Here is a 26,791-nt window from a genome sequence, read left to right as displayed (position 1 = left end):
GTTCACGCGGCGCGCGACAGCAGCAGCGTGTTGGTGCGCTTAACGAAGCTCGCCGGATCGTCGAGCATCCCGCCTTCGGCCAGCAGCGCCTGGTCGAACAGCAGATGGCACCAGTCGCCGAAATCGGCGCTGTCGACGTTGAGCTGCTTGATGAGCGCGTGGTCCGGATTGATCTCGAGGATCGGCTGCATCGCCGGCGCGTTCTGGCCGGCCGCCTTCAGCATGCGCTGCAGGTAGCCGCTCATGTCGTTGTCGTCGGCGACGAGGCACGACGGCGAATCGGTCAGGCGGAACGTGGCGCGCACTTCCTTCACCTTGTCGCCGAGCGCTTCCTTCATCTTCTCGACGACCGGCTTGATCGCTTCGCCCGCCTGCTCCTGCGCCTTCTTCTCCTCGTCGTTCAGCTCGCCGAGGTCGAGATCGCCGCGCGCCACGCTCGCGAGCGGCTTGCCGTCGAACTCGTGCAGGAACGACAGCATCCATTCGTCGACGCGATCGGTCAGCAGCAGCACCTCGACACCCTTCTTGCGGAACACTTCCAGATGCGGGCTGTTCTTCGCGGCCTGCCACGTATCGGCGGTCACGTAGTAGATCTTGCTCTGCTCGGGCTTCATGCGCGACACGTAATCGGCGAGCGACACGTCCTGCGCGTCGGTGTCGCCGTGCGTCGACGCGAAGCGCAGCAGCTTCGCGATGCGCTCGCGGTTCGCGTGGTCCTCGCCGAGGCCTTCCTTCAGCACCTGGCCGAACGCGCTCCAGAACGTCTTGTACTTCTCCTTGCCGGCGTCGTCTTCGGCATTGGCCAGCTCCTCGAGCATCGACAGCGCACGCTTGGTCACGCCCTCGCGAATCGCCTTCACGTCGCGGCTTTCCTGCAGGATTTCGCGCGACACGTTCAGCGGCAGGTCGGCCGAATCGACGACGCCCTTCACGAAGCGCAGGTATTGCGGCAGCAGCTGCTCGGCGTCGTCCATGATGAACACGCGCTTCACGTACAGCTTCAGGCCGCCGCGGTAGTCGCGGTTCCACAGGTCGAACGGCGCGTGCGCCGGCACGAACAGCAGCTGCGTGTATTCGCTGCGGCCTTCGACGCGGTTGTGCGTCCACGTGAGCGGATCCTGGTGGTCGTGCGCGATGTGCTGGTAGAACTGCGTGTACTGCTCGTCGCTGATGTCGCTCTTCGAGCGCGTCCACAGGGCGCTGGCCTGGTTGACCGTCTCGTCCTCGTCCTTCAGGACCATCTCGCCCTTTTCCTGATCCCACTCTTCCTTGCGCATCAGGATCGGCAGCGCGATGTGATCGGAATACTTCTGGATGATCGACTTCAGGCGGTGCGACGACAGCAGCTCGTCCTCGCCTTCGCGCAGATGCAGCGTGATCGTCGTGCCGCGCTGCGCGCGCTCGATCGCGTCGATCGTGAAGTCGCCCTCGCCGGCGCTTTCCCAGCGCACCGCTTCGTTCGCGGGCAGGCCGGCGCGGCGCGTCTCGACGGAGATCTTGTCGGCGACGATGAAGCCCGAGTAGAAGCCGACGCCGAACTGGCCGATCAGCGCCGCATCCTTCTGCTGGTCGCCGGAGAGCTTCGTGAAGAATTCCTTGGTGCCCGAACGCGCGATCGTTCCGAGGTTCGCGATCGCCTCGTCACGGCTCATGCCGATGCCGTTGTCCTCGATCGTGATCGTGCGCGCCGCCTTGTCGAAGCCGATGCGGATGCGCAGGTTCGGATCGTTCTCGTACAGCGCGTTGTCGGCGAGCGCTTCGAAACGCAGCTTGTCGGCCGCGTCGGACGCGTTCGACACCAGTTCGCGCAGGAAGATTTCCTTGTTGCTGTAGAGCGAATGGATCATCAGGTGGAGGAGTTGCTTGACCTCTGCCTGAAAGCTCATCGTTTCGTGTGCCATGGATGCTTTTCCTCTTACTTGAACTCGAATGGTGTGGCGCGGGCGCCCGGTACGTGACGCGGGCTGGCCCGTCAAGGACGACCGCCTGGCGCAAGCGGTTTGCGCGCAAATCTGGGGACGGCCGCCCGGTTTTCAAGGGGGCGGCCGCCGCAGCGTCACGATGCGCGTCGCGCGGCCGACTCGATATAGCGCGCGAGAAACCCCGGCAGCGCCGGATCGCCGCAATTCGCGACGTTGAAGCGCGTCCACGTCGACGTCGACTGCTGCGGCGAGAACAGGCTGCCGGGCGTCAGCAAGAATCCTGCCTCGTGCGCGGCAGCGGCGAGCGCGTCCGAATCGACGCCCGTGTCGGCCCACAGGAACATCCCGGCCGCCGGCATCGTGAAGAGCCGCAGCCCGGTGCGCTCCAGCATCCGCGCGGTCTTGTCGCGCACGCCGTCGAGCCGCGCGCGCAGCCGCTCGACGTGGCGCCGGTAGTGCCCTTCGGTCAGGATCTTGTAAAGCACGCGCTCGTTGAGCTCGGGCGTCGTCATCCCGACCAGCATCTTCTGGTCGGTCACCGCCTTCGCGATCTCCGGCGCGCACGCGACGTAGCCGACCCGCAGGTTCGCCGCGAGCGTCTTCGAAAAGCTGCCCAGGTAAATGACGCGCTTGAGCTGGTCGAGGCTCGCGAGCCGCGTAGCCGAATAGCTCGGCGGGCACAGGTCGCCGTACACGTCGTCCTCGACGACGAGGAAATCGTACGCCTCGGCCAGCTTCAGGATGCGGAACGCCTGCGCGGCCGACAGCGACGTGCCGGTCGGGTTCTGCAGCACCGAATTGATCACCAGCATCTTCGGCCGCCACATCTGCACGAGCGTCTCGAGCGCGTCGAGATCGGGGCCGTCGGGCGTGTACGGCATCCCGACGAGCTGCGCGCCCTGCGCCGCAAAACGGCCGAACATCTGGAACCACGCCGGATCGCCGACGATCACCGCGTCGCCGGGCCGGACGTAGATGCGCGAGATCAGGTCGATCGCCTGCGTGATGCCCGACACCAGCACCAGCTGCTCGGGCTTGGCGCCGATCTCGACTTCGGCGAGGCGCGTCTGCAATTGCTGGCGCAGCGGCAGGAAGCCCTGCGCGGTGCCGAAGCCGAGCATCTGCGCGCCCGACTGGCGCCCGAGCGCGCGCAGCGCGCCGGTAATCAGCTCGCCGTCGAGCCAGCGGGCCGGCAGATAGCCGAGGCCCGGCCCCTTCTCCGGGCTGACGGTGTGCAGCATGTTGCGCAGCAGCCAGACGACGTCGATCGTGTTGTGCACCGGCACGGCCTCGGCCGCGCGGCCGACGTGGTCGGCCGGTTGCGGGCCCGCGGCCGTGCGTTCCCTCACGTAGAAGCCGGAGCCGCGCCGCGAGTCCAGGTAGCCCTGCGCCACCAGCCGCTCGTACGCCTCGACGACGGTGAAGCGCGACACGCTCTTGTCGAGCGCGAGCTTGCGGATCGACGGCATCCGCATGCCGGGCCGGAACACGCGTTCGTCGATGCGGCGGCGCGCCCACTGGACGAGCTGGTCGACGAGCGTGAGCGTCGCCGTGTCGTGCGGCGCGGGAATCTGGGCGAGTGGGACGGTGGACATGGGCGGCAGCTCCAACTGTACCGAAGGCTATCGCGCCGATTGTACCGTTACTGTGCCGGTCCGGACGATTACAGTTGTCCGCAATGGCGATCGTGCGGCCATCGCGGGCGTGCCGCATCGGCGGCGCCTGCGGCCTCGGCCGGCCGTGCGACCGACCGCCCACCGTGACACCCTCCTTTCCCGACCGACGTTCATGCCCTCCCGTTCCCTGTCCATCGACCATCTCGTCATTGCTGCGCGCACGCTCGACGAAGGCGTGCGCCATGTCGCCCGCGCGCTCGGCATCGAACCGTCCGGCGGCGGCCGCCATCCGCTGATGCGCACCCACAACGCGCTGTTCGGCGCATGGGGCGGGCTGTACGTCGAAGTGATCGCGATCGACCCCGACGCGCCTGACACGGCTGCCCCCGACTCGACGCCGCCGCGCCCGCGGCTGTTCGCGCTCGACGATCCGGCGATGCACGCACGGCTCGCCGACGGTCCGTTCCTCGCGCACTGGGTCGCGCGCGTCGACCGGCCGCGCTCGCTCGCGCTGTGGGGGAGCCAGTACCCCGAGCGGATCGCGCCGGTCGTGGCGATGCGCCGCGGCGACCTCAGCTGGGGCCTGACGGTGCCGGACGACGGCGCGTTCCCCGCCTGGCAAGGCGCCGGCGACGGCCTCGTGCCGTCGCTGATCCAGTGGGACAGCGCGCAGCACCCGGCCGCCTCGTTGCCGGACACCGGCGTCGCGCTGAAGTCGCTCGAGGGCGTCCATCCGCGTGCCGAGGCGATCCGCGAGCAGCTCGACTGGCTCGGCGCCGCTCACCTGCTCGGCGTCGAAGCCGGCGACGGGCTGCCCGCCCTCGTCGCGCACTTCGATACGCCGCACGGCACCCGCACGCTGCGCTGAACGCCGCCGCGCGCCCGCTCACGAAACCCGCCGCTACAGCGATACACCGATACGCCGATAAGGAGCACCTACCTGATGAATTCCCGCGAAACCCGCGGCATGCTGCTCGGCCTCGTCGGCGTGATGATCTTCAGCCTCACGCTGCCGATGACACGCATCGTCGTCTCGGAGCTCAATCCGCTTCTGAACGGGCTCGGCCGCGCGCTCGCCGCGTCGGTGCCGGCCGGCCTGCTGCTGTGGTGGCGCCGCGAGCGGCTGCCGACGCGCGCGCAGCTGAAAAGCCTCGCCGTCGTGTCGGCCGGCGTGATCGTCGCGTATCCGGTGTTCTCCGCGTGGGCGATGAAGACGGTGCCGGCGTCGCACGGCGCCGTCGTCAACGGGCTGCAGCCGCTGTTCGTCGCGCTGTACGCGGCGTGGCTGTCGCACGAACGGCCGTCGAAGGCGTTCTGGGCCAGCGCGCTGGCAGGCAGCGCGCTCGTGATCGCGTTCGCGCTGCGCGACGGCGGCGGCACCGTGCAGGCGGGCGATGCGCTGATGCTCGTCGCGGTCGGCATCGGCGCGCTCGGCTATGCGGAAGGCGCGCGCCTCGCGCGCCAGATCGGCGGCTGGCAGGTGATCTGCTGGGCGCTGGTCGTGTCCGCGCCGGTGCTCGTGCTGCCGGTCGGCTGGCTCGCGTGGGCGCAGCACGTCGCGCACCCGGCGCCGCTCGCGCTACGCACGTGGCTCGCGTTCGGCTACGTGACGCTGTTTTCGCAGTTCATCGGCTTTTTCGCGTGGTACGCCGGGCTCGCGATGGGCGGCACCGCCCGCGTCGGCCAGGTGCAGCTGCTGCAGATCTTCTTCACGATCGCGTTTTCCGCGCTGCTGTTCGGCGAAACGGTGACGCCCGCCACGTGGCTGTTCGCGGCCGCCGTGATCGCGACCGTGATGCTCGGCCGCCGCTCGGCGGTGGCCATGGCCGCGCGTCCCGCTCGCGCCGGCTGATGAGGTGCGCCATAATGTTCGCTTTGCCTGAACGGTTCTGCCCACCCGGCCGCGAAGGCCAGAGCGCGCTCCCGCACGCCCACCCGGCGGCGGCGACGCCATCAGCCCGACCGACCTTTCTTGACTGACCCCGATATCCGAACGAGGAGACTATGAATCCGAGCGACCTGCACCCGCCGCACTGGCAGCTTTCCGAACGCGCCCGCAAGCTGACCAGCTCGGCGATCCGCGAGATCCTGAAGGTAACGGAACGCCCCGAGGTCATCTCGTTCGCCGGCGGCCTGCCCGCCCCCGTCACGTTCCCGGCCGAACGGATGCGCGCCGCCGCCGACCTCGTGCTGCGCGACGCGCCGGCCGCCGCGCTCCAGTACAGCGCGACCGAAGGCTACCTGCCGCTGCGCGAATGGATCGCCGAGCGCTACGGCGTGCGCGTGTCGCAGGTGCTGATCACGACCGGCTCGCAGCAGGCGCTCGACCTGCTCGGCAAGGCGCTGATCGATCCGGACAGCCCGGTCCTCGTCGAAACCCCGACCTACCTCGGCGCGCTGCAGTCGTTCTCGCTGTACGAGCCGCGCTACGTGCAGGTGCCGACCGACGAGCAGGGCCTGCTGCCGGAAGGCCTGACGCCGGCCCTGACCCAGGGCGCGCGCCTGCTGTACGCACAACCGAACTTCCAGAACCCGACCGGCCGCCGCCTGCCCGTCGAGCGCCGCCGCGCGCTCGCCGCGTTCGCGCAGTCGAGCCCGTTCCCGGTGCTAGAGGACGATCCTTACGGCGCGCTGAACTACCAGGGCGAGCCGCTGCCCACGATGCTGTCGATGGCGCCGGATCACGTCGTCCACCTCGGCACGTTCTCGAAGGTGCTCGCGCCGGGCCTGCGGCTCGGCTACATCATTGCGCCCGAGGAGCTGCACTTCAAGCTCGTGCAGGCCAAGCAGGCCACCGATCTGCACACGCCGACGCTCACGCAGCGCATCGCGCACGAAGTGATCAAGGACGGCTTCCTCGACGAGCACATCCCGACGATCCGCAAGCTGTACAGCGCGCAGTGCGACGCGATGCTCGCGTCGCTCGCGCGTCACATGCCGGAAGGCGTCACGTGGAACCGCCCGGAAGGCGGCATGTTCATCTGGGTGAACCTGCCCGCGCAGATCGACAGCATGAAGCTGCTCGAGGCGGCGGTCGCCGACCACGTCGCCTTCGTGCCGGGCGCGCCGTTCTTCGCGAACGACGCGCAGCGCAACACGCTGCGCCTGTCGTTCGTGACGGTGCCGCCGGAAAAGATCGAGGAAGGCGTCGCGCGCCTGGGCAAGCTGCTGCGCGAACGCCTTTGACCCCTTTCACCTGTCACGACTCTCTACGAGGAATCGAATTCATGGCTAACGTCTACGACAAGCTCAAGTCGCTCGGCATCGAGCTCCCGACCGCCGGCGCACCGGCCGCCGCCTACGTGATGAGCGCGCAAAGCGGCAACACCGTGTACCTGTCGGGCCACATCGCGAAGAAGGACGGCAAGGTCTGGGCCGGCAAGCTCGGCGCCGATCTGACCACCGAAGACGGCAAGGCGGCCGCGCGCTCGATCGCGATCGACCTGCTCGCGACGCTGCACGCTCACACCGGCGACCTGAACAAGGTCACGCGCATCGTGAAGCTGATGAGCCTCGTCAACTCGACGCTCGACTTCACCGAGCAGCACGTCGTCACGAACGGCGCGTCGGAGCTGATCGCCGAAGTGTTCGGCGACGCCGGCAAGCATGCGCGCTCGGCGTTCGGCGTCGCGCAGATCCCGCTCGGCGCGTGCGTCGAGATCGAGCTGATCGCCGAAGTCGCGTAACGCGCGCATCGCGATGACCGGCCGCCGCGTCCGTTTCAAACAGGTCGACGTCTTCACGTCGGTACCGTTCAAGGGCAACCCGCTCGCCGTGGTGTTCGACGCCGACTCGCTCGGCGACGACGACATGCTGACGATCGCCCGCTGGACCAACCTGTCGGAAACCACGTTCGTCTGCACGCCGAGCGATCCGCAGGCCGATTATCGCGTCCGGATCTTCACGCCGGGCGGCGAACTGCCGTTCGCCGGTCATCCGACGCTCGGCACCGCGCACGCGTTCCTCGAAAGCGGCGCGCGGCCGCGCACGCCGGGCCGGCTGATCCAGCAGTGCGGCGTCGGCCGCGTCGAGCTGCGCGAGCAGCCCGACGGCTGGGCCTTCGCCGCGCCGCCGGCGCGTTTCACGCCGCTCGACCGTTCGGACTACCCGGCGTTGGCGGCCGCGCTGCGCAGCGACGCGATCGATCCGGACGCCGAACCGTGCGCGGTCGACAACGGCGCGCCGTGGCTCGTCGTGCGGCTGACGTCGGCCGACGCCTGCGTCGGCCTCGCGCCCGATCCGGCCGCGCTGGCCGCGCTCACCCACCGCTACGGCACGCACGGGCTCGCCGCTTACGCGCCGCATCCCGACGGCGGCCCCGCGACGTTCGAAATCCGCTGCCTGATGAGCGGCGGCGGCTTCGCGACCGGCGAAGACCCGGTCACCGGCAGCGCGAACGCCGCGCTCGCCGGCCTGCTGAGCCGCCAGCAACGGCGGCCCGGCGCGTCCTATACGGCACGCCAGGGCACGGCGATCGGCCGCGACGGCCGCATCGCCGTACGCTACGACGACGACGGCACGATCTGGATCGGCGGCAACGTCGTCACGATCGTGGACGGCACCTTCCCCCTGCCCGCCTGACGTTTCGCAATGTGCGACGGCACCGGCGATGCCGGCGCCCCTACGATTCCCCGGCTATCGCAAAAGCGTTCCAGCCAGTAATATCGGGCCTAATCCGTCGCTTCGGCGGGTCTGTCCTTGATTGCGCATCCCGCGAACGAACAGACGCCGGTGCGCCCCAACCCTAGCCGACCATCCCGACACGGGATGACGCACGCGAGCAGAACGCCGCCCTCTTCGATGAGCTCCGCCCGGTCAAATCACACGCCGCCGACGCGGCCGCTGCGCGCGCCGCGTAGGTCGCGCCGGCGTGCGCTGTTCGCCATCCCGCTGCTCGGGATGCTGGCGCTTGCATTGCTGTGGGCGGTGATCGTCGCGCGGCTGTCGGTGGAGAAGGACAGCGCGTACAAGGAAGCGGCGGCGTCCGCGGCGATCCTGTCGTCCGCGCTCGAACAGCACACGGTGAAGGCGATTCACCAGGTCGACCAGATCACCCGCTTCGTCAAGTTCGAGTTCGAGAAGTCGCCCGCGCGCTTCAATCTCGCGAGCGCGGTCGAGAAAGGCGTGGTGCCCAGCGACACGCTGATCCAGGTATCGCTCGTCAACGCCAAGGGCGTGCTGTTCGCGAACACCACCGAGCCGCATCCGAAGCCGATCAACCTCGCCGATCGCGAGCACTTCAAGGTCCATCTCGCGCACAACGACGACCGTCTGTACATCAGCAAGCCCGTGCTCGGCCGCGTGTCGAGCCACTGGACGCTGCAGATGACGCGTCGCCTGAACAACCCGGACGGCAGCTTCGCGGGCATCGTCGTGGTATCCGAAGATCCGAGCTACTTCACCAACGACTTCTACAACAACGCGGCGATCGGCAAGGAAGGCGTGATCGCCGTCGTGTCGGACACGGGCGCCGTGCTCGCGCGGCGCACCGGCTCGTTCAGCAACGCGCCGGGCGCGTTCTCCGCGTCGGGCGTCTATCCGATCGCCGAACGCGTGACCGGCACGATCGTCGATCCGATCGACGGCGTCACGCGCATCGTGTCGTACCGCCACCTCGACGGCTATCCGCTCGCGGTGATGGTCGGGCTGTCGCAGAAGGAAGAGTTCGCGGACTACTATCACACGCGCAACGTCTATCTGCTGATGACGAGCTTCATCACGCTCGCGATGCTCGCGTTCTTCGGCGTCGCGACCGGGCTGATCGGCAAGCTGCTCGGCCGCGAGCGCGAAATGACGCAACTCGCCGAATACGATCTGCTGACCGGGCTCGCGAACCGCTACGCGACGCTGCGCGGGCTGCGCAACGACGTGTCGATGCCGGCCAGCCTGTCGCGGCTCGGCCTGCTGTTCATCGACCTCGACAACTTCAAGACCGTCAATGACACGCTCGGCCACAACGCCGGCGACATCGTGCTGCAGATGACCGCGTCGCGCCTGTCGGACGCCGTCGGCGACGAGGGCTCGCTCGCCCGGATCGGCGGCGACGAGTTCGTCGTCGTGATGAAGGGCGACGACATCGAGCGCCGCGCGGTGCGGCTCGCCGAATCGGTGATCCGGATGTTCGCCGAGCCGTTCGACGTGCGCGGCAGCTCGTTCGTGCTGCACGCCAGCATCGGCATCGCGCTGCACACGGTCGCGAACGAAAGCGAGATCGACCTGCTGAAGAAGGCCGACCTCGCGATGTACAGCGCGAAGGACGCCGGCAAGAACTGCTATCAGTTCTACGCGCCGCATCTGTCGCACCGCGCCGATCACCTGATGCGCTGGGAGCAGCAGCTGCGCGTCGCGCTCGCCGAAGCGCAGCTGTTCCTCGCGTACCAGCCGAAGATCGATCTCACCCACCGCACGATCACCGGCTTCGAGGCGCTGGCGCGCTGGGACCACCCCGAACACGGCATCATCTCCGCGAACGAATTCATTTCGACGGCCGAATCGACCGGGCTGATCGTGCCGATCGGCGACTTCGTGATCCGCACCGCGTGCGAGCAGCTCGCGCGCTGGCGCGACGACGGCCACGACACGCTGACGCTCGCGGTCAACATCTCGCCGGTGCAATTCTGGCGCGGCGACCTGATCGAGACGATTTCGCAGGCGCTGCAGGACACCGGCATCGACGCGAGCCGGCTCGAACTCGAGATCACCGAGACCGCGATGATGGAATATCCGGAGCTGGTGTCCGAGAAGATCGTCGCGCTGAAGAAGCTCGGCATCCGCATCGCGCTCGACGATTTCGGCACCGGCTACTCGTCGCTGTCGTACCTGCACCGCTTCTCCGTCGATACGCTGAAGGTCGACCGCTCGTTCGTGCAGGCGATCCCGAACGATCGCAGCGTGTGCGTGATGGTGTCGTCGATCGTGCATCTCGCGCGCTCGCTCGGCCTGACGGTGGTCGTCGAAGGCACCGAGACCGAGGAGCAGATCGCGTGGCTGTCGGCGCTCGGCGAGATCGAAGCGCAAGGCTTCCTGTTCTCGCGGCCGGTGCCGGCCGACGCGATCCCCGCCCTGATCGCCCGCTACGGCGTGTACGGCGGCGGGTCGAGCGGCGGCGCGCTGCGCGCCGCCGGCAGCACGGGCACCTGACGTTCCGCCATACGCGGCGCGTTGCGCTGCATGCCGATTGTTTCGGTTTCCGATCCGGTTGTTTAGTTCATTAATTAGCGTTTTCGCGCATGGCAGTGTCATGATGCGCGGCGGACAATCGGGAGGGCCATCGTGCCGGCGCTCCGCCGGCACGCCCTCATGCGCGACCGGATCCGGCGCCAACTGCACTCGTCATGACTACCGTCGAAGTCGAAGCGGCCGAACGTATCGATCAGGCTCAGGCGTCGCTGTGGACCCTGTTCAAGGTCGTCGCCGGCATTTCCGCCGTGTCCTGGGGCGGCCTGTCGATGATGGCGCAACTCGAACGCCACTATGTCGACCGCCTGCAGCGCATCGACCCGCAGGTATTCGCCGATCTCGTCGCGCTCGCATGGCTCGTGCCGGGCCCGGTCGGCTGCAATGTCGCGATCCAGGTCGGGCAGACGCTGCACGGCCGCGTGGGCGCATGGATCGCCGGCATCGCGAGCGTATTGCCGTTCTTCCTCTTGATGACGCTGTTCGCGGCGTTCTATCGCACGCCGATCGTGCGCTCGCTGACCACGCCGATGCTGATCAATCACTTCGGGATGGTGCTGGCCGCGCTGATCGGCGTCACGTGGCTCAAGCAGTTGCGCACGCTCGCTCGCACGCCGCTGGAGCAGCTGATCGCCGCGCTGTCGACGATCCTGCTCGCTTTCGCGCACAGCCCGGCCGCGTTCGTCGGCATCCTGTTCGCGGCGTTCGCCGCGGGCTGGCTCAGTGGGCCGCCGCAACACGCGGCGGTCGACTTCACGCTGTCCGCGCGCGATCGCAACCTGCTCGTGCTGCTCGCCGTGCTCGTCGCGGTGTTCGCCGTGCCGCTGCCGGGCGACTACCAGGCGACGCTGTTGTGGCCGCGGCTCGCCGGCGCCGGCATGACGCTGTTCGGCGGCGGCTTCTCCGCGCTGCCGGTGCTCAAGACGCTGTTCGTGTCGCCCGCGACCGGCATCTCCGATCACGACTTCACGCTCGCGTTCGCGCTGTCGCCGGTCTCGCCCGGCCCGTTGCTGAACGTCGTGCCGTTTCTCGGCTATCTGACCGACGGCTGGCTCGGCGCGCTGCTCGCGACGACCGCGCTGTTCGTGCCGTCCGGGTGTCTGGTCGTGTTCGCGCAGAACCACCTGTCGCGGCTCAAGCGCCATTCGCGCTTCGAGCACGGAATGCGGCTGCTGCGTGCGGCGACCACCGGCTTTCTCGTCGTCGCCGTCGTCAAGATCCTGCATCGCGAGCCGGTCGATCCCGTTTATTGGCTCACCGGCGCGTTCGCGACGCTGTGCTTCGCGCGCTTCAAGGCGCCCGTGTATGCGGTGTACGGGGCGGTCGCGATCGCGTGCGGCGCGTGGCTGTGGGCCGCCGCGCACTGACGTACTGACGCCGCGCCGTGCGCCGCCGGCGCTCGGTCAGCCCGCCTGCGCGGCGACGCGGCGCGCGACGATGCGGGCGCGCAGCGCGTCGTACGCGAGGTTGAAGCCGAACGTGTACGGCAGAAAGAACAGCACGATCCCGAGATCCAGCAGCAGCGCGTCGACGATGCCGACGTTCAGCCACCATGCGGCGAGCGGCACCACCATCGCGACGAGGCCGAGCTCGAACGCCACCGCATGCACGACGCGCATGCGCAGCGTACGCGCGACGCGCGCCCGGCGCTCGAAGCGGTCGAACAGCGCGTTGAACGCGATGTTCCACGCCATCGCGATCAACGACACCATCACCGTCAACGCGCCCACGTGCGACACCGGCATGTCGAGCAGCCACGCGCCGAGCGGCGCGCACAGCGCGATCGCCACGAGTTCGAACGTCAGCGCGTGAACGAAGCGCTCCATCAGCGTCTTGCTGGTCTGTTGCATGATTCCCTCCGATGCATTGGTTTCAACCGATGCGGCCATTCTGATCGGTCCGACGACGCTCATCCAGTTTGCTACCATCGGTTTTGCCGATATAACGAGATGAGACCCGCCGCATGCGCCACGCTCCCGAAGCCCTGCTCGCCTTTGCCGAAGCCGCCCAGCTCGGCTCGTTCTCGGCCGCCGCGCGCAAGCTCGGAAAGCGCCAGTCGACGGTATCCGAAGCGATCGCGAACCTCGAGATCGACCTCGGCGTGCGGCTGTTCGACCGAGCGACGCGCACGCCGACGCTGACCGATGCCGGCCGCGCGCTGCTGCCGCAGGTGCAGCGCGCGCTGGAGGCCGGCGCGGCGATCGACCGCATCGCCGCGCGGCTCGCGCACGGCGAGGAAGCGCGCCTGACGCTGGTCGTGTCGGACACCTACCAGTCGAAGCGTTACGAGGAAACCTTGATGGCGCTCGAGCGGCGTTTTCCCGCGCTCGAGCTCGAATGCCAGATCGCCGAGCACGACGACGTGCTCGACCTGATCCAGCAAGGCCGCGCGCAGCTCGGGCTGATGGCGGCGCGGGCCGTCTACCCGGCCGATATCGGCGCGGCGACGGTCGCGGAGGAATCGGAGATCGGCCTGTTCGTCGGGCGCATGCATGCATTGGCCGCCTACGGCGACGCCGAGGTGCCGCATGCGGCGCTGCGCGACGCGCGCGAGTTGCGCCTGAACACGTACGTGAAACCGGAGGACCAGCGCGCGGAGGACCGGATCGTCGTCGGCACGCAGCGCTGGCTCGCGCCGAGCTACCTGATGCTGCTGGAAATGGCGGTGCTGGGGTTCGGCTGGGCCGAACTGCCGCGCTGGATGGTCGAGCACTTCGCGCGCGACCGGCTGTGTGAATTGCGTGCGCGCGGCTGGCCACGCCGGGTCCGCGTCGATGCGGTGTGGTCGCGCAACCGGCCGCTCGGCCCGGCCAGCGCGTGGCTGCTCGATGCGATGCTGGCCGCGTAGCGGCGCGCCGCTCTGCCCGCGTCGGCGCCAGCGCCGGGCCGCGCCGAGCGGCACGAACCCGTCAGCCGGCCCCGCTCAGAAGCCGCGCGCCAACACGGCCACGCCGATCGTCACGACGCCGAGCACCAGGTTGACGACGACCAGCAGCCGCACCGCATTCACCGCGCGCGCGCCGTCCGGCCAGTTCTGCGCCTGCACCGCGCGGCGGATACGGGGAAACAGCGCGAAGCGGATGTGACCGAAGATCAGCATCATCACGACGCCAAGCCCGGCCATCGCATGCAGCGGCCAGGTCGCGTGCGCGCCGCCGAACGCCGTGAGCAGGAAGCCGCCCGACAGCAGGATCACGAGCACCGCGCCCGACACCCAGTTGAAAAACCGGCCGAACACGCCCTCGATCAACGGCAGCCGCAACTGCGGCGTCAGATCGGACAGCGCCGGGCGCAGGCAGAAGTGCGCGAACACCATTCCGCCCACCCACACGGCGACGGCCAGCAGATGAAGAAACAGCGCGACGGCAACGGCGTGGGACATGGTGACGATCCTGGGGTAGCGGGTTCAGTGCAACGAACGACCGCATCACACGCGGTCTCGAGCGACGTTCGACCTGCCGACCAGCGCTCGGTTCAGGCGCATGGCCACATTTGACAATATTTTGCAACTTCCGCGCGACGACGCCAGCGCCGCGCCGTCGCCCATTCTTCGCACATTCGTCGCCGCAAAAGCACAGGCCGCACCGGCGCCGAAGCGCGGGTGCGGCCCGTCGTGCCGGCGCGCGCCGGCGGATGCGTCGTCAGCCGAGCAGCGGGCGCAGCTCGTTGACGACCTTCAGCTTCGTGTCGGGCGCGCGGCCCTTGCGTGCGCGCTTGCCGATGTGCGGCGCGAGCCCCGCGTACGACAGCGTTTCGTCCTGCACCTTGCCGCCGCGGCCGGTGCCGATCAGTACGACGCCGGCCGGGTCGATCGCGAGCGCCTGCACGAGCGTTTCCTTGTCGTCGAGCGCCATCAGCGTCACGCCGCGGCCGCCGCCGGACAGCGTCTTCATCTCGTCCATCGCGAACACCAGCAGCCGGCCACCGCTCGACAGACACGCGACCTGCGTCGCATTCGGCAGCACGGGCATCGGCGCGAGCGGCACCGCGCCCGCGTCGATCGTCATGAACGACTTGCCGGCCTTCACGCGGCTCACCATGTCGCCGACCTTCGCGAGGAAGCCGAAGCCGTTGCTCGACGCCAGCAGCAATTGCTGATCGACCGGCGCGGCGTAGTAGTGCATCAGATGCGAGCCCGATTCGAGCTCGATCAGCGAGGTGACCGGCACGCCGTCGCCGCGCCCGCCCGGCAGCACCGACACGTCGACCGAATAGACGCGTCCGCTGCTGCCCCAGGCGATCAGCCGATCGGGCGTGCGGCACTGGAACGCCGCGTACAGGCCGTCGCCGGCCTTGAACGAGAAGCCGGCCGGGTCGAGCCCGTGGCCCTTCAGCGCACGTACCCAGCCCTTTTGCGAGACGACCACCGTCACCGGCTCGTCGACGACCTTCGCCTCGAACGTCGCGCGCTTTTCCTGCTGGATCAGCGTGCGGCGATCGTCGCCGTACTGCTTCGCGTCGGCTTCGATCTCCTTGATCATCAGCCGCTTCATCGCGCTTTCGTTCGCGAGCAGCTCCTCGAGCTTCGCCTTCTCGTCGCGCAGCGCGTCGAGTTCCTTCTCGATCTTGATCTTCTCGAGCCGCGCGAGCTGACGCAGGCGGATCTCGAGGATGTCTTCCGCCTGGCGCTCGGTCAGGCCGAACGCGCTCATCAGCGCGCTCTTCGGCTCGTCCGACTCGCGGATGATGCGGATCACCTCGTCGATGTTCAGGAAGACGATCATCCGCCCTTCGAGGATGTGGATGCGGTCGTCGACCTTCGCGAGACGATGGCGGCAGCGCCGCGTCATCGTCGACTGGCGGTACTTCACCCATTCGTGGAGGATGGTCAGCAGGCCCTTCTGGCCCGGCCGGCCGTCGGCGCCGATCATCACGAGGTTCAGCGTCGCGTTCGATTCGAGGCTCGTGTAGGCGAGCAGCGTGTTGACGAATTCCGTCTGGTCGATCGTGCGCGACTTCGGCTCGAACACGAGCCGCACCGCCGCTTCCTTGCCCGACTCGTCGCGCACCGCGTCGAGCAGGTCGAGCATCGCTTTCTTCGTGTTGAGCTGCTCGGGCGTGAGCGTCTTCTTGCCGAGCTTGAGCTTCGGGTTGGTCAGCTCCTCGATTTCCTCGAGCACCTTCTGGCCCGACGTGTTCGGCGGCAGCTCGGTGACGACCAGCTGCCACTGGCCGCGCGCCAGATCCTCGATCTTCCACTTCGCGCGCACCTTCAGGCTGCCGCGGCCGGTTTCGTACGCCGCCGAGATTTCAGCGTCGCTCGAGATGATCTGACCGCCGCCGGGGAAGTCCGGGCCGGGGATCAGGTTCATCAGCTCCGCGTGCGTGAGCTTCGGATTGCGGATCAACGCGACCGCGGCGGCCGCGACTTCGCGCAGGTTGTGCGACGGGATTTCCGTCGCGAGGCCCACCGCGATGCCCGACGCGCCGTTCAGCAGCACGAACGGCATGCGGCTCGGCAGCGTCTTCGGCTCCTCGAACGAGCCGTCGTAGTTCGGCATGAAGTCGACCGTGCCCTGGTCGATCTCGTCGAGCAGCAGCTTCGAGATCGGCGTGAGGCGCGCTTCGGTGTACCGCATCGCCGCCGCGCCGTCGCCGTCGCGCGAGCCGAAGTTGCCCTGCCCGTCGATCAGCGGATAGCGCAGCGAGAAATCCTGCGCGAGGCGCACGAGCGCGTCGTACGCCGACTGGTCGCCGTGCGGGTGGTATTTACCGAGCACGTCGCCCACCACGCGCGCCGACTTCACCGGCTTCGCGTCGGGACCGAGACCCATTTCGTTCATCGCGAACAGGATGCGGCGCTGCACCGGCTTCTGGCCGTCGCAGACGTCCGGCAGCGCGCGGCTTTTCACGACGCTGACCGCGTAGCTGAGGTACGCCTGCTCGGCGTAGTTGCCGAGCGTCAGCGCATCGGTGTCCGGTGCGTCGGGGCCGGCAAAGAGATCGGCAGTGTTGTCGTCCATCTGAATTCCGTATTCTTAACTGACATGAGGCGGGCCGGGCGCGCGGCCCGGCCGTGCGGATGCCCGGCTTAGATATCCGCTTCGACGTCGTTGCCCTTTTCCTCGAGCCAGCCGCGCCGCGCGGCTGCCTCGCCCTTGCCCATCAGCATCGTCATCCGCGCGACGGTCGCCTCGTAGTCGAGCTCGCCGAGCTTGACCGGCATCAGGCGGCGCGTGTCGGGGTTCATCGTCGTGTCCCACAGCTGCTCGGCGCTCATTTCGCCGAGGCCCTTGAAGCGGCTGATGCTCCACTGCGTGTCGCGCACACCGTCCTTGCGCAGCTTGTCGAGCGTCGCTTCGAGTTCGCCTTCGTCGAGCGCGTAGAGCTTCTGCGCGGGCTTCTTGCCGCGCGCCGGCGCGTCGACGCGGAACAGCGGCGGGCGCGCGACGTACACGTGGCCGCGCTCGATCAGCTGCGGGAAGTGCTTGAAGAACAGCGTGAGCAGCAGCACCTGGATGTGCGAGCCGTCGACGTCCGCGTCCGACAGGATGCAGATCTTGCCGTAGCGCAGGTTCGACAGGTCGACGGTATCGTCCGGGCTGTGCGGATCGACGCCGATCGCGACCGAGATGTCGTGCACCTCGTTGTTCGCGAACAGGCGGTCGCGCTCGGTTTCCCACGTGTTCAGCACCTTGCCGCGCAGCGGCAGGATCGCCTGGTATTCCTTGTCGCGGCCCATCTTCGCGGAGCCGCCCGCCGAGTCGCCCTCGACGAGGAACAGCTCGTTGCGCGCGATGTCTTCCGTCTCGCAGTCGGTCAGCTTGCCCGGCAGCACCGCGACGCCCGAGCTCTTGCGCTTCTCGACCTTCTGGCCGGCGCGCGTGCGCGCCTGCGCCTGCTTGATCACGAGCTCGGCGAGCTTCTTGCCGTACTCGACGTGCTGGTTCAGCCACAGTTCGAGCGCCGGACGCGAGAACGACGACACCAGCTTGACCGCGTCGCGGCTGTTCAGCCGCTCCTTGATCTGCCCCTGGAACTGCGGATCGAGCACCTTCGCGGACAGCACGAACGACACGCGCGCGAACACGTCTTCCGCCAGCAGCTTCACGCCCTTCGGCTGCAGGTTGTGCAGTTCGACGAAGCTCTTCACCGCCTGGTAGAGCCCGTCGCGCAGGCCCGACTCGTGCGTGCCGCCGGCCGGCGTGGGGATCAGGTTCACGTACGATTCGCGCACGAGCGAGCCTTCCTCGCTCCATGCGACGACCCACGACGCGCCCTCGCCTTCGGCGAAGGTGTCGTCGGTCGAACGCGCATCGGCGAAACGCTCGCCTTCGAACAGCGGAATCAGCAGTTCGCTGCCGTTCATCTCGTCGAGCAGGTAGCCGCGCAGGCCGTCTTCGTATTTCCACGCCTGGCGCTCGCCCGTCTTCTCGTTGACGAGCACGACCTCGACGCCCGGCAGCAGCACGGCCTTCGAGCGCAGCAGGCGCTGCAATTCGCCGAGCGGCAGGTTCGGCGAATCGAAGTACTTCGGATTCGGCCACACCTGCACGCGCGTGCCGGACTTCTTCTCGCCGCGGCCGGCCGCCTGCGTCGCGAGCGGCTTCACCACGTCGCCGTCGGCGAAGCCGAGGCTGGCGATCTTGCCTTCGCGCCAGACCGTCACGTCCAGACGCGTCGCGAGCGCGTTGGTCACCGACACGCCGACGCCGTGCAGACCGCCCGAGAACGTGTATGCGCCGCCGGCGGCCTTGTCGAACTTGCCGCCCGCGTGCAGGCGCGTGAACACGATCTCGACGACCGGCACGCGTTCTTCCGGGTGCATCCCGAACGGAATGCCGCGGCCGTCGTCCTCGACCGACACCGACTGATCGGCGTGCAGCGTGACCGTGATCTGCTTGCCGTAGCCGCCGAGCGCTTCGTCGGACGCGTTGTCGATCACTTCCTGGATGATGTGCAGCGGATTTTCGGTACGGGTGTACATGCCGGGCCGCTGCTTGACCGGCTCGAGACCCTTGAGCACCTTGATCGATGCTTCGCTATAGGCCGCGCTGGGCTTCTTCGTTGACATAGATGCTGAATTTCGTCATTCATCGGGACGTTGTCCACATCTCGTGTGGATAACGTCGTGGACAAAACGTTGAGTTCCGTAAAAAAGCGAATCGAAACAACGGTGTGCTCGGACTGCTCCGAAAGCGGGCGCGACATGCGCGGCCCGGGACGCGCGGTATTTTACTGGTTCCGCGCGACGGCCCGGTTGCGATGACGGCGGCCGGCCGCTGCCGGCCGCGGCGCGCCGCGGCGGCCCGTCACACCGGCTTGCGCTTCGCCTCGAGCGTTTCCCACCGCTCGAGCGCGGCGAGGAGTTCATCGTCGATCGCCGCGAACCGCTCGGTCAGGCGCGTGCCTTCCTGCGGATCCTTCGCGAAGATCGAGCCGTCCTCGAGCTGCGCATTGATCGTTTTCTGTTCTGCTTCGAGCGCCGCGATTTTTTCCGGCAGCGCATCGAGCTCGCGCTGCTCGTTGAACGACAGCTTCACCGTGCGTTGCGCATTACGGCCGGCCGCGCTCTTTGCCGCATCCTCCTTGAGCGGCGCGGCTTCCTTCACCGCGCGCTTCGCCGCTTCCTGTTGCGCCAGTTGCTGAGAGCGCTCGCTCTGGATCTGCCAGTCGGTGAAGCCGCCGACGTATTCGCGCCACTTTCCGTCGCCCTCGGCCGCGATCACCGACGTCACGACGTTGTCGAGGAACGCGCGATCGTGGCTGACCAGCAGCACCGTGCCGTCGTAATCGGCCAGCAGTTCTTCGAGCAGTTCGAGCGTCGGGATGTCGAGGTCGTTGGTCGGTTCGTCGAGCACCAGCACGTTCGCCGGACGCGCGAACAGGCGCGCGAGCAGCAGCCGGTTGCGTTCGCCGCCCGACAGCGACTTCACCGGCGAGCGGGCGCGCTCCGGCGCGAACAGGAAGTCGCCGAGATAGCTCATCACGTGCTTGCGCACGCCGCCGATCTCGATCCATTCGCTGCCCGGGCTGATCGTGTCGGCAAGGCTCTTTTCCTGGTCGAGCTGCGCGCGCATCTGGTCGAAGTACGCGACCTGCAGGTTCGTGCCGATGCGCACCGTGCCGCCGTCGGGCTTCAGCTCGCCGAGGATCAGCTTGAGCAGCGTCGTCTTGCCGGCGCCGTTCGGACCGACGAAACCGATCTTGTCGCCGCGCATGACCGTCGTCGAGAACCTGTCGACGACCGTGCGTTCGCCGTAGCGCTTCGTCACGTCGGTCAGCTCCGCGACGATCTTGCCGGACTTCTCGCCCTGCGCGACGTCGAGCTTCACGTTGCCCTGCGCGTTGCGACGCTCGGCGCGTTCGTGGCGCATCTGCACGAGCCGCGCGACGCGGCCCACGCTGCGCGTGCGGCGCGCCTCGACGCCCTTGCGGATCCACACTTCTTCCTGCGCGAGCAGCTTGTCGAACTTCTCGTTTTCCACGCGCTCGACTTCGAGCTGCTGCGCCTTGCGCGTCTGGTAGGCCGAGAAATTGCCCGGATAGGACAGCAGCCGGCCGCGATCGAGCTCGACGATGCGCGTGGCGACACGGTCGAGGAACGCGCGATCGTGCGTGATGAACAGCAGGCCGGCGCGCTGCGCGACGAGCAGCTCTTCCAGCCAGCGGATGCCGTCGAAGTCGAGATGGTTGGTCGGCTCGTCGAGCAGCAGCACGTCCGGCTGCAGCACCAGCGCGCGCGCCAGCGCGACGCGTTTTTGCATGCCGCCCGAGAGCGCGTCGACGGGCGCGTCGCCGTCGGTCAGGCCGATCTGCGCGAGCGTCATCGATACGCGCGTGCGCCAGTTCCACGCGTCGTGCGTATCGAGCGACGACTGCAGCGCGTTCATTCGCGCGAGCAGCGCGTCGTGCTCGGCGCCTTCGGGCGTTTCGGCGAGGCGGTGCGCGATCGAATCGTATTCTTCGAGCACCTCGCGCGTGTGCGTGAGCCCCGACGCGACGGCATCGAATACGGTCGCGCCCGGCTCGAATTCGGGCTCCTGCGGCACGTAGACGGTCACGAGCTCCTGCTGGCGCGTGATCAGCCCGTCGTCCGGCTTCGCGAGCCCCGCGACGATCTTCAGCAGCGACGACTTGCCCGCACCGTTGCGACCGATCAGACCGACGCGCTCGCCGGCCTCCAGCGAGAAGTCCGCGTGATCGAGCAACGCGACGTGACCGAACGCGAGTTGCGCACCGGTAATGGAATAAAGCGACATGGGCAGACGGCGAAGAGAGAAATCGGAAGCGCCCATTGTACCGGTGGCGCACGCGTGCGCCGGGATGGCCGGATGGACGATGGCGGTGAGCGGCTTTTTGGGTATCGGCCGGCGCTGACGGCGGCAGCGTGTCGGCACGCCGCGGCGCCGGCACCGTGCGAACGATGCGGCGGGCGGCCGGCCGCCGCTTGACGGCCGCTTCCTGGTAGCCGCTTAGCAGCCGGGCGCCCGCTTGTGGGACGCGTTTACTTCACGTTGACCGTGATCGTCGAGCTCATCTCCGGCCCGTACGAGCGGTGCGCGCCGTCGCCGAGTTGCAGCGTCAACGTGTGCTGGCCGGACGGCAGCTTGACGTCGGTTTCGGTCTGGCCCTTGCCGAAGTGCAGCGAATGGTCGGTGGCGGGAATCACGTCGCCTTTCGGCACCGGCTTGCCGTCGATCAGCAGGTGATGGTGACCGGTGTCGGGCGTCATGTCGCCGGCCGGCTTCAGATCCATGCCTTCGAGGCCGAACTTGACGTGCACCGGGCTCGATACCGTCGCGCCGTCCTGCGGCTCGACGAAGAACACGCGCGCCTCGGCCCGCGCGAGCGTCGACACGGCCAGTGCCGCGACACAAACCGCACCCGCGATCCACTTCTTGTTGAGCATGTTTTCTCCTTCGGATTGAAAGGTTCACGAAGCATACACTGCGCGTCCCGGCCGCGCGACGGCGAACGTTGTTCGCGATGCGCACGCTTGAACGACGTTGCGCGGGCGTTCGGCGGAATTCCGGTACCATTGCGCCTCTCGTCCGCTGGCCGCGCCGCGGACGACGTCAGCGACTTTCATCCTCCCGAGCACCACATGAGCGAAGTAACCGAATACCAGAGCTGGGTCTGCCTGATTTGCGGGTGGGTCTACAACGAAGCGGAAGGCCTGCCGGACGACGGCATCCCCGCCGGCACGCGTTTCGCCGATATCCCCGCCGACTGGCGATGCCCGCTGTGCGATGTGGGCAAGGAAGATTTCGTGGTTGTCGATTTCTGAGGCGGGGTTTCTGAGGCGCAGCTTCTGACGCGATCGCGCGGAGCGAATCGTATTCGCTCCGCCGGCGCGCCGCGCGTTTGCTATACTCTGCGCGCTGTCCACCTTGCCGTCCCGGTCGCGTCTTGAGCACGCGATATCGCGGACATGGCCCTCCCCGTAGTTCAATGGATAGAACAAGCGCCTCCTAAGCGCTAGATACAGGTTCGATTCCTGTCGGGGGGACCAGTCGAGCTTCAAACCATTCCCCGAGAATCACGAGACATTGACCGCTTAGGCCCACCTGGCGGCCTGTTGGGTCGCATCGTTATCAAGGTTGCTCAGTGGCAGCCGGGGAAAGGGTTGGCATTTTTTGTTGGTATCAGCAGATACCAACAATGCCTCTTGCTGACGTGCAGGTGCGGAACGCGAAGCGCTCTAACCGGTCGATGGTTTGCACGCTTCACCTGCTGCAACACCGGAGGCGAGCCCCTCTTTCTTGAGTTGCCGCCGTGTCGCCCGTTTCAACCTACCGGCCGACAAATGGGGATGCCGCTACCGCCCACATTCCAAGAAGAATCAGACACTCAACGGCGAACATTACTTGGTCGTATGTATTGCGCAGCGCTGAGCGCATCGCATAAAAGACGTAAATCAATGTAAAGAGGGGCGTCACGACCCACGTGGCAGCAGTAAACAAAAGGAAGCCCGTCGTGCCGGCTGTAAAAATTCCGCTATGAAATCCGCCGACCTCGACATACCAGTATGCAAAGCCGATCCACGGAATCCACAGTCCGATGAAGGTAGCAATAGCGAGCGTGATCGCGCCTGATGAAGGCCCGGACTCAGCGCTCGCGATGTCTTGTGATTCGTTCATGGTTGCGTTAGCTCGCACATGAGCCAGCAGCTTCTCGCCGATGGCTCGCGTATTCTCTGGTACTAGCGTCCGATTCCCGTAGCGGGATGATAACGAGGGGCCGTCCGGGCACGGACAGGCGGTGCCATGTCTCTGTGCATGGGTATGCCCCCGGCAGCACGACTGATCGCCAGCCAATCAACTCCTGCGATCGAGACGGCGGGCTTCACTATCGTCAAGCACCGAGTCGTTGCGGACAGGGTCTTGCGGGAGCGTCGCCGACGGCATAGTTCTCAGCCCACGCGGTCCTCGATGCGATTGCGCGCTGCCACGTGACGGCAAACCCGCGAATGTCGATTCAGGCGCGCGACGGCGGGAGCCGTCGCGAGCATCACTGCATCCCCGCCTGCCCCACATCCTTCGCCGCATGCCAGACGCGATACCGCACCTCAAACCCTTCCGGCACATACACGACCAACGGCAACCGGCTGTTGTACCGCAACAGCTGACCATCGCCGCGCACCTGCACGAAGCGTTGCTGCGGCGCTTGACCGGGGCATGCCATCAGCGTCGACGCCGGCCCCTTCACGTCGGTGAGCCGATAGTAGGTATAGCCCCAGCCCTTCACGTCCTCGGCGGTAAGCTCGCCGCCGAACCACTGCTGATTGCAGTCGGTCGGCAGTGTCTTGCCGATCATCAGCTCGACGCGCGCGTCGGCCTCGTTGTCGAGCGCGGGCAGCGCGATCACCGCGCGCTGCTGGCCGGCGGCCGGTTGCGGGAACATCTTGATCGACTCGGCCGACACGGCAGGCGCCGATGCCGGCCCCGCCGCCCACGCACCGGCGGTCGTCACGCAAAAGGCGGCCAAAGCGGCCCGGATCGCGTATTTCATCGATGTGCTCCTGTCTGACAAATAGGCTCCCGATGCTAACACTTTCACCTCAAGACCTTACGGCACCGTAATTTCACGACACAATTGCAAACAGCCGCCGATCTCCGCCCGCGGTATTCATAGCGGAACCAACGGAGATCATCATGCTGAAGCTCATTGCCACCGCCAGCGTCGCCACGCTGCTCGCCGGTTGCGTCGTCGCCCCGGACGCCGGATACAGCTACGGGCAGCCGTACTATTCCGATCCCGGCTATGCCTACGGGCCGGCCTACGGCGCCGCGCCGGTCTACGGCACCGTCAATATCTGGGGCGGCGGCGGCGACTGGGATCGCGGACACCGCGACAACCGCCACTGGGACCGCGACCGCGGTGGCTGGGGCAACCGTGGCGGCTGGGGCCGCGGCGGCGGACGCCGGGGCGACTGGAACGACGGCGGACGCGGTCCGGGCGACGGCGGCGGCCACCGCCACTAATGGTCGCGCCGCGCAATTGCAACCGTTTGTATCCTCACACCGGCCGCCCGCGCTCCTCCGGCCCCCCATCAAATGACGAAAGGCCCTCGCATCGTGCGAGGGCCTTTCGTCTTCCGTGATGTGATGCCGCACGCCGCGCCACGCTCGGCGCCGCGTGCAGCGGTGAAATCGCTCACCATCCGCCCGGCTGCGCATACCCGCCCGACACCGGCGCGCCGCACACATACGCGCGCTGATACCGGTCGTAGCAATAGTTCGGTCCGTCGTCCTGATACTGCGCCTGCTGATAGGCCGGATAAGCGGGCTGCTGATACGCCGGCGCCTGATAGTAGGTCGGCGGCTGGTAAGCCGGCGCCTGATACACGGGTGCCTGATACGCGACGGGCGGATTCATCGCCGACGTCACGATCGCCCCGAGCACCGCGCCGCCGATCAACGCGCCGATCACTGCACCGCCGTCGCGGCCGTGCGCGGAGGCCGGCCCCGCCGCGACGAGCGAACCGGCGAGCACACATACTGCGGCAATCTTCTTCATGATGGACTCCCACGCGAAGTGGTACTGAATGCGATGCATTGTGGCTGCGCCCGCCCGTAATAGATGCAGCAAGTGGTAACGCGCGATTACCGGGCACGCGCCCAGCGAAACGCTGCGCTGCCGTGCTACGATTTTCGGCATATAGGAGACGCCCCGCATGCAGCCCGAAACCGCCCGCCGTTTCGATACCGAATTCGCGCCGCGCATCGCGCACGCGATCGCCGCTTTCTTCGCCGAACACGTGCACGCCGACGTCGTCCCGTATGGCGGCCACGGCCAACCGACCCGCGTACACATCAGCAGCGCACCGCACGAGCACGTCAGCGGCTTCGCCTATCCGCTGAACCTCGAACTGACCTGGGACACCGACGAAATCGAACGGCTGATGGAGCCCGACGGCGCGGCGCGCTTCGAACATTACCTGAGCGCGCTGCCGAAGAAGCTGAATGCCTGGGAAAGCGCACGCGACATCGATCTCGCGTCGCGCACGCAGGCGGAACCGCTGGTACGGCTCGGCGGGCTCGACTTCGAAGGCTGAGTGCGCGCGCCGGCAAGCGGCTCGGTACGCCGGCGTCGCGCAACGCGGCCCGGTGATACACTCGACCGGCCCCGCTTCGGCGCCGTCGTGCCGGCCGGGTCATTCCCCATCGCCAGCGCCCGCGAGCGTGGTTGCGCACGCAACCGGCGCCCGGGCGCGCGGACAACCACGCTTTCGCTCCCGACATGAACGCCGATACCGGCCTGCCGCTTCCGCAACGCTACTGGGCGATCGTCTGCGTCGCACTGGGCATCACGCTCGCCGTGCTCGACGGCGCGATCGCGAACGTCGCGCTGCCGACGATCGCGCGCGACCTGCACGCCTCCGACGCCGCATCGATCTGGATCGTCAACGCCTATCAGCTCGCCGTCACGATCACGCTGCTGCCGCTCGCATCGCTGGGCGAGCGCATCGGCTATCGCCGCGTCTACATCTCCGGGCTGGCGCTGTTCACCGCGGCGTCGCTCGGCTGCGCGCTGTCCGGCTCGCTGCCGATGCTCGCCGTGATGCGCGTGATCCAGGGCTTCGGCGCGGCCGGCATCATGAGCGTGAACGCGGCGCTCGTGCGGATGATCTACCCGTCGTCGATGCTGGGACGCGGGCTCTCGATCAACGCGATGGTGGTCGCGCTGTCGTCGGCGATCGGCCCGACGGTCGCCTCCGCAATCCTGTCGTTCGCGTCGTGGCCGTGGCTGTTCGCGGTCAACGTGCCGATCGGCATCGCGGCGGTGTTCGGCAGCGTGCGCGCGTTGCCGGCGAACCCGCTGCACGACGCACCGTACGACTTCGCGAGCGCGCTGATGAACGCGTGCGTGTTCGGGCTGCTGATCATGGCCGTCGACGGGCTCGGCCACGGCGAAAGCCGCGCATACGTCGCGGCCGAACTCGCGGTCGCGCTCGGCATCGGCTACTTCTTCGTGAAGCGCCAGTTGTCGCAGCCGGCGCCGCTGCTGCCGGTCGACCTGATGCGCATTCCGATGTTCGCGCTGTCGATCGGCACGTCGGTCGCCTCCTTCACGTCGCAGATGCTCGCGTTCGTCGCGCTGCCGTTCTGGCTGCAGCATTCGCTCGGCTTCTCGCAGGTCGAAACCGGGCTGTACATGACGCCGTGGCCGCTCGTGATCGTGTTCGCCGCGCCGCTCGCGGGCGTGCTGTCCGATCGCTACTCGGCCGGCATCCTCGGCGGCATCGGGCTCGCGCTGTTCGCGGCCGGCCTGCTGTCGCTGGCGACGATCGGCGCGCATCCTGGCACCGTCGACATCGTGTGGCGGATGGCGTTGTGCGGGGCGGGCTTCGGGCTGTTCCAGTCGCCGAACAATCGCGCGATGCTGTCGTCGGCGCCGCGCGAGCGCAGCGGCGGCGCAGGCGGGATGCTCAGTACCGCACGGCTGACCGGCCAGACGCTCGGCGCCGCGCTGGTCGCATTGATTTTCGGCGTCGCGCCGCAGCACGGGCCGACCATCGCGCTCTATGCCGCGGCGGCCTTCGCAGCCGTCGCCGCGGTGGTCAGCACGCTACGCATCGCGTCGCCGCGGGCCGATACCGCGGCGTGATGCCGCCGCTCGCCGCTCGCGCCG

23 protein-coding genes and 1 tRNA gene are annotated in these 26,791 nt (G+C 67.7%); 13 read left to right on the top strand and 11 right to left on the bottom strand.

Going from position 1 to position 26,791, the window contains the following annotated elements; translation table 11 throughout:
- Positions 1-2: 2 nt before the first annotated feature.
- Both htpG and AK36_RS17560 read right to left on the bottom strand, forming a co-directional pair.
- Entirely contained in the window at positions 3-1,901 is a 1,899-nt protein-coding gene (gene htpG / locus AK36_RS17565; protein WP_045578897.1) for a molecular chaperone HtpG, read from the bottom strand.
- Positions 1,902-2,056: 155 nt separating this feature from the next.
- Entirely contained in the window at positions 2,057-3,517 is a 1,461-nt protein-coding gene (locus tag AK36_RS17560; protein ID WP_034194022.1) for an aminotransferase-like domain-containing protein, read from the bottom strand.
- Positions 3,518-3,710: 193 nt separating this feature from the next.
- Between AK36_RS17560 and AK36_RS17555 the strand changes: the two genes are divergently transcribed.
- From AK36_RS17555 to AK36_RS17525, 7 genes are all read left to right on the top strand, one after another.
- A complete protein-coding gene (locus AK36_RS17555) occupies positions 3,711-4,406 on the top strand; it encodes a VOC family protein (protein WP_045578896.1) in 696 nt (231 codons plus the stop codon).
- 75 nt (positions 4,407-4,481) lie between these two features.
- Complete coding sequence (locus tag AK36_RS17550) at positions 4,482-5,390, top strand: DMT family transporter (RefSeq protein WP_011885632.1); 909 nt, start codon at positions 4,482-4,484, stop codon at positions 5,388-5,390.
- Between the two features lie 152 nt (positions 5,391-5,542).
- The gene (locus tag AK36_RS17545) at positions 5,543-6,724 is read left to right on the top strand and encodes an aminotransferase-like domain-containing protein (RefSeq protein ID WP_011885633.1); all 1,182 of its coding nucleotides are present in this window, start codon (positions 5,543-5,545) and stop codon (positions 6,722-6,724) included.
- 41 nt (positions 6,725-6,765) lie between these two features.
- On the top strand, positions 6,766-7,224 hold the full coding sequence (locus tag AK36_RS17540; RefSeq protein WP_011885634.1) for a RidA family protein: 459 nt from the start codon (positions 6,766-6,768) through the stop codon (positions 7,222-7,224).
- A gap of 13 nt (positions 7,225-7,237) precedes the next feature.
- Positions 7,238-8,119 (top strand): PhzF family phenazine biosynthesis protein, encoded by an 882-nt coding sequence (locus tag AK36_RS17535; protein WP_045578895.1) that lies wholly within the window; start codon positions 7,238-7,240, stop codon positions 8,117-8,119.
- A 219-nt stretch (positions 8,120-8,338) separates the two neighbouring features.
- Positions 8,339-10,678 carry a bifunctional diguanylate cyclase/phosphodiesterase gene (locus AK36_RS17530; RefSeq protein ID WP_034194020.1) on the top strand — a complete coding sequence of 780 codons (2,340 nt, stop codon included), beginning with the start codon at positions 8,339-8,341 and terminating at the stop codon, positions 10,676-10,678.
- A gap of 194 nt (positions 10,679-10,872) precedes the next feature.
- Entirely contained in the window at positions 10,873-12,081 is a 1,209-nt protein-coding gene (locus AK36_RS17525; protein ID WP_011885637.1) for a chromate transporter, read from the top strand.
- 36 nt (positions 12,082-12,117) lie between these two features.
- Here AK36_RS17525 and AK36_RS17520 read toward each other — a convergent pair whose 3' ends face one another.
- Positions 12,118-12,564, bottom strand: a complete 447-nt coding sequence (locus AK36_RS17520) for a multidrug/biocide efflux PACE transporter (protein WP_011885638.1) — start codon at positions 12,562-12,564, stop codon at positions 12,118-12,120.
- A gap of 113 nt (positions 12,565-12,677) precedes the next feature.
- On the opposite strand from AK36_RS17520, the gene AK36_RS17515 reads away from it, so the two are divergent.
- Positions 12,678-13,562 (top strand): LysR family transcriptional regulator, encoded by an 885-nt coding sequence (locus AK36_RS17515; protein WP_045578894.1) that lies wholly within the window; start codon positions 12,678-12,680, stop codon positions 13,560-13,562.
- A gap of 75 nt (positions 13,563-13,637) precedes the next feature.
- On the opposite strand, the gene AK36_RS17510 is transcribed toward AK36_RS17515, so the two are convergent.
- The 5 genes from AK36_RS17510 to AK36_RS17490 all read right to left on the bottom strand — a co-directional run bounded on the left by AK36_RS17510 (position 13,638) and on the right by AK36_RS17490 (position 21,566).
- Positions 13,638-14,096: a CopD family protein gene (locus tag AK36_RS17510; protein WP_011885640.1), complete on the bottom strand. Its 459-nt coding sequence runs from the start codon at positions 14,094-14,096 to the stop codon at positions 13,638-13,640.
- Positions 14,097-14,355: 259 nt separating this feature from the next.
- Positions 14,356-16,677, bottom strand: a complete 2,322-nt coding sequence (gene parC / locus AK36_RS17505) for a DNA topoisomerase IV subunit A (RefSeq protein ID WP_045578893.1) — start codon at positions 16,675-16,677, stop codon at positions 14,356-14,358.
- Positions 16,678-16,745: 68 nt separating this feature from the next.
- Complete coding sequence (locus AK36_RS17500; RefSeq protein ID WP_045578892.1) at positions 16,746-18,728, bottom strand: DNA topoisomerase IV subunit B; 1,983 nt, start codon at positions 18,726-18,728, stop codon at positions 16,746-16,748.
- Positions 18,729-18,966: 238 nt separating this feature from the next.
- Positions 18,967-20,916, bottom strand: coding sequence for an ATP-binding cassette domain-containing protein (locus AK36_RS17495; protein ID WP_045578891.1), 1,950 nt, complete (start codon positions 20,914-20,916; stop codon positions 18,967-18,969).
- A 245-nt stretch (positions 20,917-21,161) separates the two neighbouring features.
- Positions 21,162-21,566, bottom strand: coding sequence for a DUF4399 domain-containing protein (locus AK36_RS17490; protein WP_045578890.1), 405 nt, complete (start codon positions 21,564-21,566; stop codon positions 21,162-21,164).
- 195 nt (positions 21,567-21,761) lie between these two features.
- Here AK36_RS17490 and AK36_RS17485 point away from each other — a divergent pair, with 195 nt between their 5' ends.
- Positions 21,762-21,944, top strand: coding sequence for a rubredoxin (locus AK36_RS17485; RefSeq protein ID WP_011885645.1), 183 nt, complete (start codon positions 21,762-21,764; stop codon positions 21,942-21,944).
- A gap of 150 nt (positions 21,945-22,094) precedes the next feature.
- Positions 22,095-22,169 (top strand) — tRNA-Arg (locus tag AK36_RS17480).
- A 280-nt stretch (positions 22,170-22,449) separates the two neighbouring features.
- Here AK36_RS17480 and AK36_RS33035 read toward each other — a convergent pair.
- Both AK36_RS33035 and eco read right to left on the bottom strand, forming a co-directional pair.
- On the bottom strand, positions 22,450-22,797 hold the full coding sequence (locus AK36_RS33035; protein ID WP_059862345.1) for a hypothetical protein: 348 nt from the start codon (positions 22,795-22,797) through the stop codon (positions 22,450-22,452).
- 370 nt (positions 22,798-23,167) lie between these two features.
- Positions 23,168-23,668: a serine protease inhibitor ecotin gene (gene eco, locus AK36_RS17475; RefSeq protein WP_011885669.1), complete on the bottom strand. Its 501-nt coding sequence runs from the start codon at positions 23,666-23,668 to the stop codon at positions 23,168-23,170.
- Positions 23,669-23,811: 143 nt separating this feature from the next.
- Between eco and AK36_RS17470 the strand changes: the two genes are divergently transcribed.
- A complete protein-coding gene (locus tag AK36_RS17470; RefSeq protein ID WP_011885670.1) occupies positions 23,812-24,141 on the top strand; it encodes a hypothetical protein in 330 nt (109 codons plus the stop codon).
- Positions 24,142-24,313: 172 nt separating this feature from the next.
- Here AK36_RS17470 and AK36_RS17465 read toward each other — a convergent pair whose 3' ends face one another.
- Positions 24,314-24,715 (bottom strand): hypothetical protein, encoded by a 402-nt coding sequence (locus AK36_RS17465; RefSeq protein WP_011885671.1) that lies wholly within the window; start codon positions 24,713-24,715, stop codon positions 24,314-24,316.
- A gap of 118 nt (positions 24,716-24,833) precedes the next feature.
- Here AK36_RS17465 and AK36_RS17460 point away from each other — a divergent pair, with 118 nt between their 5' ends.
- Entirely contained in the window at positions 24,834-25,214 is a 381-nt protein-coding gene (locus AK36_RS17460; RefSeq protein WP_014723435.1) for a DUF5594 family protein, read from the top strand.
- A 185-nt stretch (positions 25,215-25,399) separates the two neighbouring features.
- A complete protein-coding gene (locus AK36_RS17455; protein ID WP_045578889.1) occupies positions 25,400-26,767 on the top strand; it encodes an MFS transporter in 1,368 nt (455 codons plus the stop codon).
- Positions 26,768-26,791: the final 24 nt, after the last annotated feature.

The sequence above is a fragment of the Burkholderia vietnamiensis LMG 10929 genome (assembly GCF_000959445.1).
GTDB classification, from domain to species: domain Bacteria; phylum Pseudomonadota; class Gammaproteobacteria; order Burkholderiales; family Burkholderiaceae; genus Burkholderia; species Burkholderia vietnamiensis.
Note: the sequence above shows the minus strand (reverse complement) of the source record. Positions and strands in the feature narration are given on the sequence as shown.